The sequence below is a fragment of the Pseudoalteromonas sp. S4741 genome (genome assembly GCF_005886135.1).
Taxonomy (GTDB): domain Bacteria; phylum Pseudomonadota; class Gammaproteobacteria; order Enterobacterales; family Alteromonadaceae; genus Pseudoalteromonas; species Pseudoalteromonas tetraodonis.
The window spans coordinates 1-15872 of record NZ_PNCN01000099.1; the positions used below are offsets into that span (position 1 = coordinate 1).

Annotated in this window: 16 protein-coding genes and 1 pseudogene; 7 read left to right on the forward strand and 10 right to left on the reverse strand. The window is 38.4% G+C overall.

What is annotated here, in order from left to right:
- Positions 1 to 41: 41 nt before the first annotated feature.
- A complete protein-coding gene (locus CWC30_RS13505) occupies positions 42 to 986 on the reverse strand; it encodes a LysR family transcriptional regulator (protein WP_138627346.1) in 945 nt (314 codons plus the stop codon).
- 124 nt (positions 987 to 1110) lie between these two features.
- On the opposite strand from CWC30_RS13505, the gene CWC30_RS13510 reads away from it, so the two are divergent.
- Positions 1111 to 2058 carry a sodium-dependent bicarbonate transport family permease gene (locus tag CWC30_RS13510; RefSeq protein ID WP_138627347.1) on the forward strand — a complete coding sequence of 316 codons (948 nt, stop codon included), beginning with the start codon at positions 1111 to 1113 and terminating at the stop codon, positions 2056 to 2058.
- A 326-nt stretch (positions 2059 to 2384) separates the two neighbouring features.
- Positions 2385 to 3554: an MFS transporter gene (locus CWC30_RS13515; RefSeq protein WP_138627348.1), complete on the forward strand. Its 1170-nt coding sequence runs from the start codon at positions 2385 to 2387 to the stop codon at positions 3552 to 3554.
- Between the two features lie 37 nt (positions 3555 to 3591).
- Here CWC30_RS13515 and helD read toward each other — a convergent pair whose 3' ends face one another.
- Positions 3592 to 5724 (reverse strand): DNA helicase IV, encoded by a 2133-nt coding sequence (gene helD / locus CWC30_RS13520; RefSeq protein ID WP_138627349.1) that lies wholly within the window; start codon positions 5722 to 5724, stop codon positions 3592 to 3594.
- Between the two features lie 397 nt (positions 5725 to 6121).
- On the opposite strand from helD, the gene CWC30_RS18840 reads away from it, so the two are divergent.
- Positions 6122 to 6475, forward strand: coding sequence for a methyl-accepting chemotaxis protein (locus CWC30_RS18840; protein ID WP_249929875.1), 354 nt, complete (start codon positions 6122 to 6124; stop codon positions 6473 to 6475).
- Positions 6476 to 6639: 164 nt separating this feature from the next.
- Here the strand turns inward: CWC30_RS18840 and CWC30_RS13530 are convergent, their stop codons facing one another.
- The 3 genes from CWC30_RS13530 to CWC30_RS13540 all read right to left on the reverse strand — a co-directional run bounded on the left by CWC30_RS13530 (position 6640) and on the right by CWC30_RS13540 (position 8858).
- Positions 6640 to 7347: a pirin family protein gene (locus CWC30_RS13530; protein ID WP_138627350.1), complete on the reverse strand. Its 708-nt coding sequence runs from the start codon at positions 7345 to 7347 to the stop codon at positions 6640 to 6642.
- A gap of 29 nt (positions 7348 to 7376) precedes the next feature.
- Positions 7377 to 8327 carry a glutathione S-transferase family protein gene (locus CWC30_RS13535; protein ID WP_138627351.1) on the reverse strand — a complete coding sequence of 317 codons (951 nt, stop codon included), beginning with the start codon at positions 8325 to 8327 and terminating at the stop codon, positions 7377 to 7379.
- 78 nt (positions 8328 to 8405) lie between these two features.
- Complete coding sequence (locus CWC30_RS13540; protein WP_138627352.1) at positions 8406 to 8858, reverse strand: DoxX family protein; 453 nt, start codon at positions 8856 to 8858, stop codon at positions 8406 to 8408.
- Positions 8859 to 8982: 124 nt separating this feature from the next.
- Here CWC30_RS13540 and CWC30_RS13545 point away from each other — a divergent pair, with 124 nt between their 5' ends.
- Complete coding sequence (locus tag CWC30_RS13545) at positions 8983 to 9882, forward strand: LysR substrate-binding domain-containing protein (RefSeq protein WP_138627353.1); 900 nt, start codon at positions 8983 to 8985, stop codon at positions 9880 to 9882.
- 74 nt (positions 9883 to 9956) lie between these two features.
- On the opposite strand, the gene CWC30_RS13550 is transcribed toward CWC30_RS13545, so the two are convergent.
- The 3 genes from CWC30_RS13550 to CWC30_RS13560 form a co-directional block, all read right to left on the reverse strand.
- On the reverse strand, positions 9957 to 10367 hold the full coding sequence (locus CWC30_RS13550) for a hypothetical protein (protein WP_013465125.1): 411 nt from the start codon (positions 10365 to 10367) through the stop codon (positions 9957 to 9959).
- A 456-nt stretch (positions 10368 to 10823) separates the two neighbouring features.
- Entirely contained in the window at positions 10824 to 11420 is a 597-nt protein-coding gene (locus CWC30_RS13555) for an HDOD domain-containing protein (protein ID WP_249929874.1), read from the reverse strand.
- A gap of 182 nt (positions 11421 to 11602) precedes the next feature.
- Positions 11603 to 12901, reverse strand: a complete 1299-nt coding sequence (locus CWC30_RS13560; protein WP_138627354.1) for a porin — start codon at positions 12899 to 12901, stop codon at positions 11603 to 11605.
- A 336-nt stretch (positions 12902 to 13237) separates the two neighbouring features.
- On the opposite strand from CWC30_RS13560, the gene CWC30_RS13565 reads away from it, so the two are divergent.
- Complete coding sequence (locus CWC30_RS13565) at positions 13238 to 13483, forward strand: hypothetical protein (protein ID WP_036982419.1); 246 nt, start codon at positions 13238 to 13240, stop codon at positions 13481 to 13483.
- A 152-nt stretch (positions 13484 to 13635) separates the two neighbouring features.
- Here CWC30_RS13565 and CWC30_RS13570 read toward each other — a convergent pair.
- Positions 13636 to 14271, reverse strand: a pseudogene (locus CWC30_RS13570) (alpha/beta fold hydrolase); the annotation flags it as partial.
- Between the two features lie 172 nt (positions 14272 to 14443).
- A complete protein-coding gene (locus tag CWC30_RS13575; RefSeq protein ID WP_138627355.1) occupies positions 14444 to 14905 on the reverse strand; it encodes a hypothetical protein in 462 nt (153 codons plus the stop codon).
- A 528-nt stretch (positions 14906 to 15433) separates the two neighbouring features.
- Between CWC30_RS13575 and CWC30_RS13580 the strand changes: the two genes are divergently transcribed.
- Both CWC30_RS13580 and CWC30_RS13585 read left to right on the forward strand, forming a co-directional pair.
- Positions 15434 to 15661: a hypothetical protein gene (locus CWC30_RS13580; RefSeq protein WP_138627356.1), complete on the forward strand. Its 228-nt coding sequence runs from the start codon at positions 15434 to 15436 to the stop codon at positions 15659 to 15661.
- On the forward strand, positions 15624 to 15872 hold a 249-nt coding region (locus tag CWC30_RS13585; RefSeq protein WP_171034722.1), incomplete at its 3' end, for a transposase. The genes CWC30_RS13580 and CWC30_RS13585, both read left to right, overlap by 38 nt.

A 15872-nucleotide genomic window follows, 5' to 3' on the forward strand; every position in this document is an offset into this window, starting at 1 on the left:
AACAGACTGCTGCAAATTTAATCTTGAAAGGTCAACAGACCCTAATGTAAATTAAGCCCATTTAGCTCATTACGCACCCATTGCTTATCGAGATATTGCTCTAAATTCAGCTGGGCAAATTTTAAAAAGCTGCGCGCAGCATGAGAAATATGCCTGTCTGTGCGCACTACAAAATACCAATGGCTGGCTAAGCAGGTGTCGGTTACATTGAGCACTTTAAAACTGTTATCACCTTTTGGTAATACATGATGGGAAAGCACCGCAATCCCCATTCCCGAGGAAACAGCAACTCGTATGGCTTCGTTACTGGCCATTTGCACGCTATCGCTAAGGACTAAACCACGGCTTTGTAATTCGCTTTCAAAAAGCATACGCGTAGCAGAGCCTGGCTCTCTTAATAAAAATCGATATGGCATTAAATCAGCTAATGTTAATGCTTTTACACCGGCAAGCGGATGATCAAGCGGCACAATAAAGACCAAGGGGTTATGTAAAAAACGCGCAGCTTGGGCATGTTCAAGTGATGGTGGGTGGCTAAACACATAAATGTCGTCTTCTCCACGTTCAAAACGCGCTAATACTGCAGAGCGGTTGCCAATTTCTAATGGCAGCTCTACATGGGGATGGGCATTACTGTAGGGCCCAAGTAACTTAGGCAAAATATATTGTGCAGTGTTTACCATGGCAATTTTACAGCGCCCGCGCTCCCCGCCTTTAAGCTCGGCTAAATAGTCTTGGTAATCATCAAAGTGGCCAAACACTTGCTCACAAGTTCTAAATAATTGTAAGCCAACCTCGGTAACCTGTAATTTTTGCTGTTGCATAACAATTAAAGGCTCATTAACGGCTTCTTGTAAGCGCTTAATTTGCAAAGAAACGGTAGGCTGAGTTAAATGCAATTGCCGAGCAGTTTCGCTAATGGAGCCGGTTTTAACTACACTCATAAAGACTTCGAGTAGCCTAAATGATAGTTGCCTTATGTTCATTACTCACCTCATAGATTTTTATCTATAAGATACTATCATTCATTTTATTATTTACTATACAAAGATAGGTTTACAATAGCGCCGCTTAACAAATTGAGTAACTAATAACAAAAAGGAGAACAGTGTGCCTGATATCGTCGTAATGTTTTTTATTTTAGGATTAGTGGCGGGGATTTTACGTTCTGATTTAGCGATACCTAAAGCCACTTATGACACACTAAGTCTATTGTTAATGCTCACCATAGGGTTAAAAGGTGGTATGGTGCTGCATGGAAACTTAAGCTGGCAGCTTCTTCCTGAAATGGCCTCGGTTATGTTACTCGGTGGCCTTATTCCCCTCACTCTTTACCCTATTTTAAAATATATTGTTAGACTCAGTGTGGCCAATAGCGCCAGTATTGCCGCGCATTATGGCTCGGTAAGTGCAGGTACCTTTGCAGTTGCATTGGCTTATGCAGAGTCGGCTAAATTAGAGGTAGGTGCTGAGGTTACACTGTATTTAGTGATGCTCGAATTACCTGCCATTATTGTCGGTTTAATGCTGTATCGTAAACTCGACCAACAACATAGCCAAAGTAATACACTGTCGCTCAAAGCGCTTTGGCACGAAACACTCACTAACAAAAGCGTGATTTTATTGGTAGGCGGTGTGATCATCGGAATGATGTATGGCACACAGCAAGGCAGCCAAGTAACCAGTCTTTTAACCAGTAGTTTTAAAGTAGTACTGGCGTTATTTTTACTTGAAATGGGTTTAGTGGCTGCGCAAACTCTGCGCCCATTTCCTTGGCAGCATTGGAGACTCGCTGCATTTGCTATTGTCACTCCGCTATTTTTAGGTACTATCGGCGTAACTGTAGGCACACTATTAAAATTGGAATTAGGCTCGGTGGTGATACTCGGTAGTTTAGTGGCTAGTGCGTCCTATATTGCAGCCCCTGCGGCGATTAAAGCAGCCGTTCCCAAGGCTGATATTGGCCTAGCTATGCTGAGCTCTTTAGGGGTAACGTTTCCGTTTAATGTGATTGTTGGTATTGGTTTGTACCATAAGTTTGCGCTTGCCATGCACTAAAATAAACACCAATAAAGCCCAATAAAGCCCAACATGGGCTTTTATTTTTTAACTATGCCCCGCCATTAATAAGTTATTACCCTTTTTAAAAACTCAACAAATATAAAACAAAAACGCTAACTTATTTCTACAATCAGATTGCAATTAAGCGATTAATTTACGTAAAAAAACATTTTAAAAATTATTTTGATTGAGCAATTAAAAAACACTTTACTTGGTATAAAAAGCAGCATAAATTCGCAGCCAAATTAATCTGCTTCAAATAATCGAGCCACTATCACACCTAAATCAGCAATTATTTAAACCCTTTTTATCGGAATAATCTAATGGTGGAACTTGCCGCTAATAGTAAATCAAATAATCCTTTAGCCCCTGTTATTGGTTTATCTTTTTTTGCTATTGCTTCGGGCTTTTTAATGAGCCTGATCCCGTTATCACTGAGTGCTTTTAAGTTAAGTATTGATCTTGCGCCTTGGCTTGCCAGCGTTTTTTATTTTGGTTTACTTATTGGCGCGCTGTGTATTGAGTGTGTGGTAGTAAAAATTGGCCACCGTATGGCATTTATCGCATTTTTAATGTTGCTGATCATCAGTGTTATTGCACAGATCATTTCCCCTACAGCCACTATGTGGTTAACTGCTCGCTTTATTGCTGGTATTGCTGTTGCGGGAGTATTTGTCGTGGTTGAGTCGTGGTTGTTAATGGCAAATACTCCTAAGGCGCGAGCTAAACGCTTAGGTTTATATATGACCTCTTTATATGGTGGCAGCGCTGTGGGGCAATTAGCAATCACACCGCTTGGCACTGAAGGTGCCGTACCGTATTTATTTGTCGTAGCCCTTTTGGCGTTGGCTATTTTAGCTCCATTATTAATTACAAAAGGCCAACCTAATGCTCAGCAATTACAAAAGCTGCCACTTAAAGAGTTAAAAACTCTAAGCCGCCCTGCTATTTTAGGCTGTTTAGTATCGGGATTATTACTAGGCCCTATTTACGGGTTATTACCAGTTTATATAGCCGCGCAAACTGATCAAGCCCAATATACCGGCTTACTTATGGCGGTGATTATTTTAGGTGGTATGCTGGTGCAACCTTTAGTGAGTTATTTATCAACCCGTATTATAAAAAGCTTACTTATGGCTATTTTTTGTTTTGTTGGTGCTGCCAGCGTAATGGGAGTATTAAACGCACATAGCTTTGGCGGATTAGTTGTAAGTTACTTTGTATTAGGTGCGTGTAGTTTTGCACTTTATCCGATTGCAATTACTTTAGCGTGTGACTCCTTACCTATGGCAAAAATAGTGTCAGCCACTGAAATAATGCTGCTCAGCTACAGTGTCGGCTCTGTATTAGGCCCGTTGTTGGCAACACATTTTTCTGATGCAAGCCATGGTGTGCTTATTTATTTAGGTGGTTGTTTAATTACCACCTGTATTTATATGCTCATAAAAAGTATGAAAAAAATACCTACAGGTAACACCCCTGTTGCAGGTTAACTAACGCGATAAACCGCTTAAGCTTATTCGTTTGCCACTAAGCGGTTTTTACCTGCGCTAACACTGTACTGCTTATGTTTTTTAACTCTTTTAGCTCAATGTGATGCTCGTTTATGAGCTCGTCAACAAAACAGCTGCGGTTGTTGTCATCACTTATGATAAACACCTTGTGTTTAGCACGAGTGAGCGCCACATAAAATAAGCGTCGCTCTTCGCTATGGGCATACAAATCTTTAGCGGGTAAGAGAGCTTCTAACATTGCAGGCGATGGCTTAGTGCTTGGAAATCCAAATTGCCCGCCATGCATACCTAATATAACTACATAATCGGCTTCTTTACCCTTTGAACCATGAAAGGTATCACACTCAATTTGTAATGAAGCAAAGGTGTGCTGCAAGGCGTTAATATCGGCTTTAGTAGGTAACTGAAAGCGATAGCGTGCCAGTAAATACACAACAGCGGGCTTATTTTTGTTTATAGTGTCGAGTAAATGGGCAAGTGCCCCATTATTTAGCTCAGCTATTTTTGTATTTTTGCTTGAGACAACATTCGCTGTTTTTAATACGCTAATAGCGGGCTCTGTCACTTGTGATAACGAGTTAATTTGCTTAGCTAACTGGGCAGGGTTTTTCATGATAAAACATGAAGCAACCTCACTAATTTTATTATTAAAACGAAACGTAACATCCAATATGGTTTGTGTGGTAAAACCAAAATGTGCGGCAAATTCTGTGGTAAGGCGCATATCAGCACCACTAAAACGGTAAATAGCTTGCCAGTCATCGCCTACTACAAACAATGAGCTTCCAGGCTTACTATCGCGCAGCGCTTTAACCAACGCCGCACGCGTAGGCGATATATCTTGAAATTCATCAACCATGATATAACGCCAAGGTGATATAAACTTTCCTGTATTAACATAATCGAGGGCTTTGAGGATCATATCGTCAAAGTCTATTTCACCTTGAGTATCTAAATAATGGTTATAGTTGGCTAATAATGGCTTTAATAATTTCCAAGCCTGCTGTATCTGCTTTGAATCGTTCTCAAGCGTTATATTTGCTGTTTTATACACGCTAATTAATTGACTAAATAATGTCGCTAATTTGGTTAAATAACCACCAGCTTTTATCTCTTTTAGAAGCGCTATATGATTAGGCTTTGCAGTGCTTAATTCAAACCCACTTTTAACGTCATTAAGATTGTTATTTATATAGTTTACCAATGCTTTAGCATACTGTGGCTTAGCATTAGCAAGCGATTCAAAACACCTTTCAACCCATTTTATTTTAGCTGTTTCGTTTTCAGCAAGTTTAGATATTTTAGGCGTTTTTCTCTCAACCTCACCAATAATTGTTAAACCTAAGCTGTGAAAAGTGGCGGTTTTTATAGCCTGTGTTTTCAGCTTAGATTTAATACGTTCGTCCATTTCACTGGCGGCTTGCTTGCCATAGGCCAATAATAAAATATCGCTGTAATTAGCTTGATTACTTTTAACTAAATAGCCCGCTCGCGCCACCATTACACTGGTTTTACCGGTGCCGGCTCCGGCTAATACGAGGTTATTATCGTCATCAATAATACATGCCCGTCTTTGCTTTTCAGTAAGTGGGTTTGCTTCAACGTTGTCGAAAAAACCAGCATAACGCTGCAACTGTGTCTGTGTGTATTTATGCTGTAAAAAGCGAGTTAATGAATCGCTCCACTGACTATATTGTTCGAGCAGTTTTATTTGCGTGCTAACGACTGCCAATGCCTCACTCTTTTTTATCCAAGGTAACCAGCGGTTGTATTGTTGTTTAACGCGCTGTTTTATATCTGCCACATAGGATTGACGCAAAAATTGATGATGTGCAAATTGGTTAATATTTTCTAGCAGCTCATTTAATGGTTCAATATTATTATTGACCCATAGCTGATCCGTCTTGGCTTTAAGTATTCGGTGACTGCCATACGCCCTCATCCACACTCGATACTGCCCAGACTGTGTTGAAAAACGTAGTGTTTGTCCAAGCACCCCATATTCATAACAAATAGGCGAGGTTAAATCGCACCAATTCAGTGTATCTGTGAGCTTTTTGTTGTTAATGACTAAACCTTGTTGATTAATATCAACAGCGAGGTGTGGGGTAAACAGGCGGCCAAATACGCTGGGGAAAATAGAATTCATTAACAGCAGAATTCCTTTATAAAAATGAACCAATTAACGCTATTTTAAGGTAATACGCGCTGTAAGGATAATAAATCTGGCGGTAAAATTTTCAACGCGTTAAAGTAGAACAAAAAACAACCAATCAATTTATCTATTTCCTTGGCATAACTTCCTACTGTGACTAATGTTTACTCTACATACAAGACAACGCGATGAAAAGGCAAACCGAAACCTTTTTTTGAAGCCGTTACCGTTATTTTAAATGCTGACAGAGACATATACCAAGCACGTATTGCACTGGAAAATCTACTCAGTGCCACAGGCGATAATGAGACCAATAAAGCAGAGTTTTTAGAAAACGCTGAACAAGTCAAAGACCGCTTCACAAACTAACTTATTAGCGTTAAATGCCGCGATTGAGGCTGCCAGAGCTGGTGAGCAAGGCCGAGGGTTTGCCGTTGTCGCTGATGAGATTAGAATGTTGGCTACCCGCACACAACAAAGCACCGATGAAATAGATACAATGATCCAACGATTAAATAACAATGTAAAAGCGTCATCAGATTCTTTTAAAAACAGTCAAACAAATGCTAATGCCACACTAAGTAATTTTGATGCCGTTATTAGTATTTTTAGCAACCTAACTCACACCTTTGAAAAAGTGCAGCAAATGTCGGCCGAAACCGCACAAGCAGCACAAGAACAATCCCATGTAGCAAATGAGATTAATAGAAATTTGGTATCGTTAAAGAACAGTCAGCACAAATGAAACAAACCTCTGAGCAAATAACACTGCAGTCAAAAAATATATCAGCGCTTTACAAGCAAATGAAATCGCAAGTAGATAGCTTTAAGGTATAGTGTTATAAGCTTGTAAAACAATGGCGCAGCGTTTACTGCGCCATTAAGATAAACCCAACTAAACCGAATAGCCTAGGCTAGTGTATCAATAATAATTATTTCACACTCTGTTGTTGCAGTTAGCGTGATAAAATCAGCATGAGTGACCTCAGCACCATCCCCTTTGTTCATGGTAATTACTCTGTTTTTGTCATCTACAGTAAATACACCATCAGATGCAAGTACATAAGCTTGATGATCAATACGCTGAGTGATGGTGGTACCTTTTGCAAGCTTTCCACCATAAATGCGTGTTTGTTGATTGATAAATAATGTGTTACCCGCATCTTCTGCATAACCCGATACTAAAAGCGTAAGCTCGTTAGCTACGTCGGTCGGAAATTTTTTACTTTCCCAACGCGGCGGCACATCTTGTTTATTACTTTGAATCCAAATTTGATAAAAAGTAAGAGGCTTATTGGTACGATTATACTCAGAATGCACAATGCCTGTGCCTGCACTCATTACCTGCACTTCTCCTTGCTCGGTTATACCTTTATTACCCATATTATCTTGATGAGTAATGGCACCACTGCGTATGAAACTAATAATTTCCATATTTTTGTGTGGATGCGCTCCAAATCCCATTTCAGGTGCAACCCAATCATCATTAACAACGCGTAATGTACCAAAGCCCATACGTGCTGGATTATAGTAATGTGCAAAACTAAAATGATGTTTAGATTTAAGCCAACCGTGATCGGCACTGCCTAAACTGTTCTTTGGATAATGATTGATCATGGTCTTTCCTCAAAAAGAATAAACATTAATTAATAAGGACGTTCACGGTCGTGTGGAGCATCAAAATGATGCTTTGCACCCAGCGGTACTATTTGTGTTGGATTAATCGTTAAGTGGCTTACATAGTAATGCACCTTTGTGTACTCTAAATCGACGGTTTCTTTAACACCCGGTACTTGGTACAGCTCGTTAACGTAATTGCTAATATGGTGAAACTCGCTTAATTTTTGACGGTTACACTTAAAATGCCCGTGATACACCGCATCAAAGCGAATAAGGGTTGTAAATAAACGCCAATCAGCTTCTGTAATAACATCACCAACGAGATAGCGCTGCTTAGCTAAACGCGCTTCTAGCCAGTCTAAACTATCAAATAGTGCGGTGTAAGCCGCGTTGTAAGCCTCTTGTGTAGTAGCAAAACCGGCTTTATATACGCCATTATTAATGGTGTTATAGACACGGTTATTCACGGCTTCGATTTCTTCACGAAGTGGCTCTGGATAATAATCATCAGTATTGCCAGTTAGCTCATTAAACGCACTATTAAGCATACGAATGATCTCTATTGATTCATTATTTACAATAGTTTGCGTTTTTTTATCCCATAAAATCGGCACAGTAACCCGCCCTTCATAACTAGGATCGGCTTTTAAATATAATTGATAGGCGTAATCTAAGTTATAAAGTGGATCGCCCTGCTCGCCAAATTCCCAGCCGTTTTCCATCATTGGCGCTTCAACAATGCTCATAGAAATAATATCTTCGAGCTGCTTTAATTTACGAAAAATAATCGTTCTGTGCGCCCATGGGCACGCCAGCGATACATATAAATGATAACGCCCCGCCTCAGGGGGGAATTTGCTTTGTGGCGCTGATGAAATAGTATCCCTAAAACGGCTGTCTTGACGTACAAATTTACCGTCGCTTTTTTCGGTGTCGTACCATTTATCGACCCATTCACCGTTAACAAGTAATCCCATGTCCGTCTCCTAAGTATGTAGAATGTGCCAACCTTAGGCAGATTGGCAGCTTAAAGTTCAATCAGTTATATGTTCAGCTTATTGGTTTAATTTGTTATGAATTTTTCCATCAAGGGATAGCTTTCCAGCTCCTTGAATAAATAAGGCTAAGGTAATTGCCAACAACGATAAACCAAACTCGTAACCGTTGTTGCTCATAAATAAACCGTTATCTATATGTACGGTAAAAATAGCAACCACCATAGTGATAGCCAGTACAAAACTCGCAGGACGCACCAGCAAACCAACGATGAGTAGTAATCCACCAAAAAATTCAGCGCCACCCGCCATTAACGCCATTAAATAGCCCGGTGCTAAGCCAATCGACTCCATCCATTGCCCTGTACCTTCCAAGCCATAGCCACCAAACCATGCAAACAGTTTTTGTGCCCCATGAGCACTAAACACTAATCCTGCAATAAACCTTAATGGTAGAGTTGCAAAAGACTGTTCAGTTTTTGTGATGGCAGCTGTGATATTTTTAATCGTCATAATGTTTACCTGTATTGTTTTTGTTGATTATGCAGCTATTGTATAAGTTGAATTAAAATTAAATAACTCCTATTATTTGCTTTATATGTTCAAATATTTTGAACAGTTAATATTTGGTATGATGATGAATACACCCCCTATTAGCATAGAAGCTTTACTGGTATTAGACGCCATTGAGCATCGTGGCAGTTATGCAGCCGCTGCAGAACAACTTAATAAAGTGCCATCAGCCCTGTCGTATATTGTTAATAAACTTGAAGAGCAATTAAATGTAACCTTGTTTCAGCGCCAAGGTCGGCGAGCAGTTTTAACCCCCGCAGGTAAACATTTACTGAGCGAGGGGCGTAAAGTGCTCAATGCTATAAATATTTTATCGGAGCAAACACAAACCATAGCTAATGGCTGGGAGCCTAGAATACGGATTGCTTGTGACTCAATTATTGACGTAACTAATGTTTTTGCTGCTTTGCAACAATTTTTAATTGAACATAAAAGCATTGAAATTGATGTAAAAGAAGAGGTCATGAGCGGTACATGGGAGGCATTAATAGAAGACAATGTTGACTTAGTGATTGGTGCACCCGCCCCCGTGCCTGCTCAAAAAGGGATCAGGGCAGTGAAAATAACGGATATTCAAAATGTACTTGTGGTTCACCCATCCCACCCTTTAGCAAAAGAGCAAAAACCAATCAAGCCTAGTGTTCTTGGTCAATACACCACTGTGATAGTTCATGATTCTGCAAAACAAAGTATTCCGTGGTCAGCTAATTTAATCGAAGGTAGTCAACGTTTTTATGTAAGCTCCGTAAAACAAAAAATTACCGCTATTTTATCGGGAATCGGGATTGGTTATTTACCAGTAAACCTTATTGCTGAACATATTAAAGCTAAAACACTTCATGTTGTGGAGCTCATTGAACCACGTCCTATTCAAGACTTATACCTTGCATGGAAAATAACCAACAAAGGTAAAGGATTAAAAAAATTGACTCAACTTTTAATCGACAATAATTTACAGACATGAAATAAGCCAACTACATAAATGCAAAAGCCCATGCTAACAAAATTAGCATGGGCTTTTTTAATCACTAATAGATGTTATAGAGCAAGATCTTGCTTAGCACGTGTTAAGTTGTGCGACACTAACTCGTTACCTGATATTTGCTGTGCTTCGTAAAAGTCAGATAACGCTGCGGTTTCGTTTTTAGCCATTAAACGGCCAACACCGCGGTTACTTAAAGCAAATGAAGTCAGCTCACGTACTTTAAAACGTGGGCCTGTACTTTGCTGTAATAATGTAATTGCTTTTGAGCAAATTTCTTCAGCTTGGCTGTAGTTTTTTGATTTTACATTTAATGCGCAACTGTTAAATGCAACTTCGAATTCTTGTGGGGCTGTTGCAGCCTCTTCAATAACCATTAACTTGTAGTCACTTTGATCAGCCATTACAGCAGCTGAGCAAGTTAATAAAGAGCCAAGAGCGATGGTTTTGATAAGTGAGCGTTTCATGATTAGTTTCCTATTTGGTTAGTCGTGCTTGTTGCCGACAACTAAACTTTAGAGTGTTTACTTAATCTCGACAAACGATTAAAAACAAACCAATAAGTGAAAAAAACTAACCTATAGACTTTAGTCTAATTAAACTGAGCATATTCGTTTTAATAAAAGCGACAAATAACCGCTCGTTTAACTAAGCTGCAAACCCGGCTTGATTATTTACTGATTTAAGTATTCAATCGCTTCTTCTTGTAAATCAATATATTCATCTTCAGACATATTTAACTTTTTAAGTATAAACGGTTCAAGGCGCTCCCAATCTTTAATTTTTTCATCACGTAAAATACTATTTACTATGCTTTCAGAGAGCTTTAATACACAAAAACAGAGCTGTTGATTAGGATCGGATGTATCCTCAAGTAAACTTAAATCATGATGGCGTAAAATAAGCTGGCAAATATCTCTTGGTTAATGCCAACTCGATGCTAAGTAATAGCCGATAATGGCATGGTTAGCGCCATAAACACGATCTTCAATATCAACTAAACTTTCTTTACTGCTTCTATTTGAACCATGCAGCACATTGACGTAGTCGTCATATTTAATCGCCATCGGAACTATGCCACAATCATGAAATAAACCGAGAGTGTATAAGTATTCAACTGGAATTTTATTTTTTACTCGCTGTCCAACAATCATGTTTACATTAGCAATTTCAGACGCGTTATCCCAAAAACGCTCTAAACTAATACAACATGTTTTTTGTAAAAACATTTGCTTTAATTTAAGCGCAGGAATAAGTGCTTCTATGCCATTCCAACCTAAAAACATGATGGCTTGTTTAATATCAGACACACTACGTACTAAGCCATAAGCGGGTGAATTAACAATTTTTAAAATAGCAGACGCTATAGCCACATCTTTAGCAATGATTTCTGCGGCGTCTGAAAGCGAGGGCTCTTGTGCAGATGCTAATAATTCAAGGTCATTTAAAATTTGTGGTTTTGGGGGAATAATAAAGTTTTTATTTACATCTGATAATACCTGCTCATTAACGACAATCATCGATGTCTAGCCTCCAGCTAAGCTATATGGATTATTTATTTAATTCCATTTGAACTTTTATACTAGAAGTTGATTAGAGATTTATCAATTTGTAGGTGCTGAAATTGGTAGGGTAAAATAATTTTTAAAAACCAAAGCAGCACACGCCCGGTATATAGACGTGTGCTTTGAATACTAGCTTATTAGAAGTAATAGCCAATATTAATGTTGAAGCGGCGTTCAGTTTCGCTGCTATCGCCCGCTAATGAACCGCCAACAAACGGCATGTTTTTACCATGAACTAAATCAAAGTATGTAAATAAACCACCTGCAGCGACCGAGAAACCGGTTACGTTCATCCAGGTATCTTTGCTGTTGTCTGATTTGTCGTAAATAGCGCTGTAGTCATTATAAAACTGTAAGTTTGTTACTGCGCCCCATTGCACCGGCACACTGTATGCTATGTTTGCACTCGACATAGTTGCTTCCGCTGCCATGCTATCGTAAAACGAGTAAGCGCCTACAGCAATACGGTTTACGTTATCAATATCGTAGTTGTATTCGCCATGTTGTAATTGCAAGTTCCAAGGGCCCATATTACTGTTTAAATGTAATGCCCATGCGTTATAATCACCTGCGCGGTCAACACCATCATGCAAGCCACCAGCAAGCGCTGACACACCAATTTCAGTTTTACCACCCTCATGCTCTAGGTGGTAGCCGTAACGACCTGAGAACGTATTATATTCACCAATTGGATTGGTCGGCTCAGCGTAAACACCATCCCCGGCTTCTCTAAAACCAACAATGTCGTAAGAATAGCGATCGCTGCGGTTATCTACATAACCATCAACACCACCTAATTCATCATTTTTGAAAAAGCCTAAATCAAGCTGCCAGTTATCGGCAATTTTACGCTTAAATAACACCCCTAAATCGTGGTCGTCTTCAAGGCCAACGTAATAGTTAGTGCTGAAAAAGTAGTTATGTGAGTTGTATGGCCAGTTACCAAAAGGAACCTGAGTAATACCTGCTTGAACTTGCCAATCATCAGCAAAATCGTAAGCTGCATAAGCGTATTTAACAGCGGTCATATAATCAAAAAAGCGAATTTCAGCGTTTAATTTTACATCACCCACATCGCCTGAGAAATTTAGACGAAAAATATCAAAATCAAAATCGCCACCGCGATTTTTATTATCGTCATCATACGAGGTGTGGCTATAGTTGGTTCGAACAGCACCGCCAATTTTAATTCCCTGAGGCTTGTGTTCATGTTTAGCTACTTTAACTTCAGCTGTATCTTCTTTCTGTTCAATGGTGCGCTCGATTAATTTTTCACTTTTTTGCTCTGCTTTTGCAAGTTGCTTTTGCAGCATTTCCACTTGTTTTTGTAAGCTGCTTAATTGCTGCTTTACTTTATCAAGATCTGTATCTGCATGTGCCGGATGTGAAAAAACAACCATAGCCACTGCCAGTGCTAAAGGTTTCATAGGTGTCATAATTTGTCCTTGCTTGCCTTGTTGATGTTATTAACTCGAACTTGGTCAGCGTGAGCTAAGTACCTGCTTGATTTTACATGTTGTTTTACAATGATAACGTATTTTTACAACTCTTCAATTACACTTTATGATTTTGCGCAACACACACACTACTTTTTAGCGGGGTAAGCATAACAATTAATCATCATTTTAATAAATGAAAGCAGCAGCTAGCAAAATTAAAGCTTAAAAAATAGCAGGATGATCATGTACCTATTTTTAATGTGTTATTATTTAAAAATCATATTTAAAACAGCCAGTTTGTTGCTACATATATAAATTAAGGACTCTCAAAAAATGAAAAATAACGATACCTTTAACACAATTGCTACGTTAATTTTTAAGCATCTTTATAATAACTTTCCAAGCCCAAGCCAGTTAGATCCTGAACAATTAATTAGCGACACCTCAGAACATCAAGGTGAGCAAATAAAAGGAACAATCGCGTTTCTTCTTCATGAGGAATATATATTTTCGACGCCCAGCGCCACTTTTTTGCTAACCGAAAAAGGCTTTAGCCACGCTTTATGTCCAAAGTTTTGATCTAACTTTACTTTTAAGCACTAAAGCTTAAGTGAATTACTATAAGAAGTTACAACAATGAGTGATTTTATTTGGTTACTTCCAGCAGCGGTACTCACTATCATTTTAATTAAACTGATTAAACAATCTAAAAAACTGCCTTAGCTTTTTATTTAATGAGTACGCTTTAGCAATTTTTGGATTTGCGCGATTACTATCCTTGGCTCATTATTTTGTGGATAGTGGTAACTTTTACCGGTTAGCACTGTCACACCTTGAGGAAAAGCATTAGCCCAGTTTGCATGCAGTTCCCCCCACATTTCACGCCCTTTATCAGTAAAAAATAACACCGACGGATTTTCATACTTTTTAATTGAGGCAATAACCGTCACAGGAATATCAGCTATTTGTGGGTAATCGGGCAAAGGTCGCTTAGACCAAAAGTCTAAATACTGATTTGACATACCGTTTTTCATATCATCACGTTTTATCGCGGCAATTTCTTTTTCAGTGCGCGATAAATCAATCTTACGCATAATATCAACATCATGCTCTGAGGCGGGTTCAATTAACATTAACGCTTTAATGTTATCAGGCTAGCTTGCTGCAAATACTCTTGCGATATAAGCTCCATAAGAATGCGCCACATAAATCACCGGCTCTTCAATTTTTAATGCTTTAAGTAATAGTGAAGCCTCAGCAGCATACTCCTCTGAGCTATAGTTTTTCTTTATTTGCGCTGAGCCGCCATTGCCAATTCGAGAATAACGAATTACTTTTGCATGCTTGGTAATCGCTTTATAAATTGGATATATACCTTTTGATAATTAATCAAAATATATTTATATAATAGGTTTTGATTAACACGTAAGGGAAATATTTATCATTTTTATAATTCTTATAAACTTAATAGTGTTTTGAGAAAAGGTGGGGGAATAAGACTTGTAGGTAAGGGTTAGCCCTCAATGAGGGCTTTAGGTATTAAACTCTATCTTTTATGCAGGTTGATATATTTTTAGCTAGATCTTGTATTTTCAACTCAGCTTCAGAAATACTACCATCTTTCCTTTGATAAACACTTGTCCAACCTAAAGAGTCGAAGTATTGTTGTAAGGAGTTAAAGCGGATATTTAAGTTGTTATCTTTAACTTTTATTGCCATTGTTGTTTTTAAAGGCATAGGGGTGAAGCCTGAGAGCATATAACTAGATTCGAAAGCAACTGCTAATCTACCTGACTCTTTATCTTGGTAGTCGAAAAACTGCCCACTGCTCGAAGGCGCTGTAATATTTTCTAAAGAGCAATCTACAGATGCGAAATACAAGTCATTTTTACTCGCATTTATTTCATACTCAAATGGGTCTATAACTACTGGTTCTTTGGTAACAGACGAACAACCTGCTGCAATTAAAATAGTTGATAAGATTGAGAATTTCTTTAACATTTTATATCCCTATAATTTTTTTGGACAATGATTAAAGCACACTCGGTTTTGATTAACAAGCAAACAGCGTTGACGAAATATTGAACTAGATATTCATTAAACTTTTTAGCTTTAAAAAATATGTTGACTTCAATTTTAATTCGTAGAATAGTATTTGGGTAATTTAATTACACAAACAGGTTGTACGTCCCTATCTTCAATTTTAGATTGCTGCGCGTCTCCCTTTCAAACTATCAAGTTTTTAAGTGGGCAATCTTGTCTAAAAATTATCTATCAATAAACCACATTTTAGAGCGTTACGGCTTTAGCCGAACTACTTTTTTAACATAAGAAAAGCAGGTAGTTTCCTTAAACCTGTTACACCTAAAAATTGTAGCCCTCGTTGGTCTGTAAGTGATTTGCTAAAGTGGGAAAGTAATAACACTCAGAGTCACTTAAATTAAAATAAGCATTGTTTCATTCAGCTATTACAACTCAGGTTCTATAAAATACTAAAAGTAATAGCAATATATTTAAAAGGATTTACAAATGATAAGAATACATGAAGTTAAAAAAGAGTCACAAGCTGACACACTTGGACTACTTTCAGGTGACGTTATATATGAAGTGAATAACACTAAAATTGCTGAACCTTATGACTTCTTATCTGAGCTATTAAAAGCGGTAGTGTTTAGAAATCTGTGTCATTTCAGTAATATTAAGAAAACAGGAGTGACACATGACTCAATCTTTCGACTTCAACAAAGCATTAGCTGAACTTCAATCTGGTAAAGGGTTAACTGGTGAAGATGGTGTTTTGACACCGCTAATTAAACAATTAACTGAAGCTGCACTCAGAGCAGAGCTAGAGCAGCATCTAGAAGCTGATCTGCAACCAAACCGTAAGAACGGCACTAGCAAAAAAACCGTTAAATCATCTGTAGGTCAATTTGAACTTGAAACACCAAGAGACCGCGCTGGCTCCTTT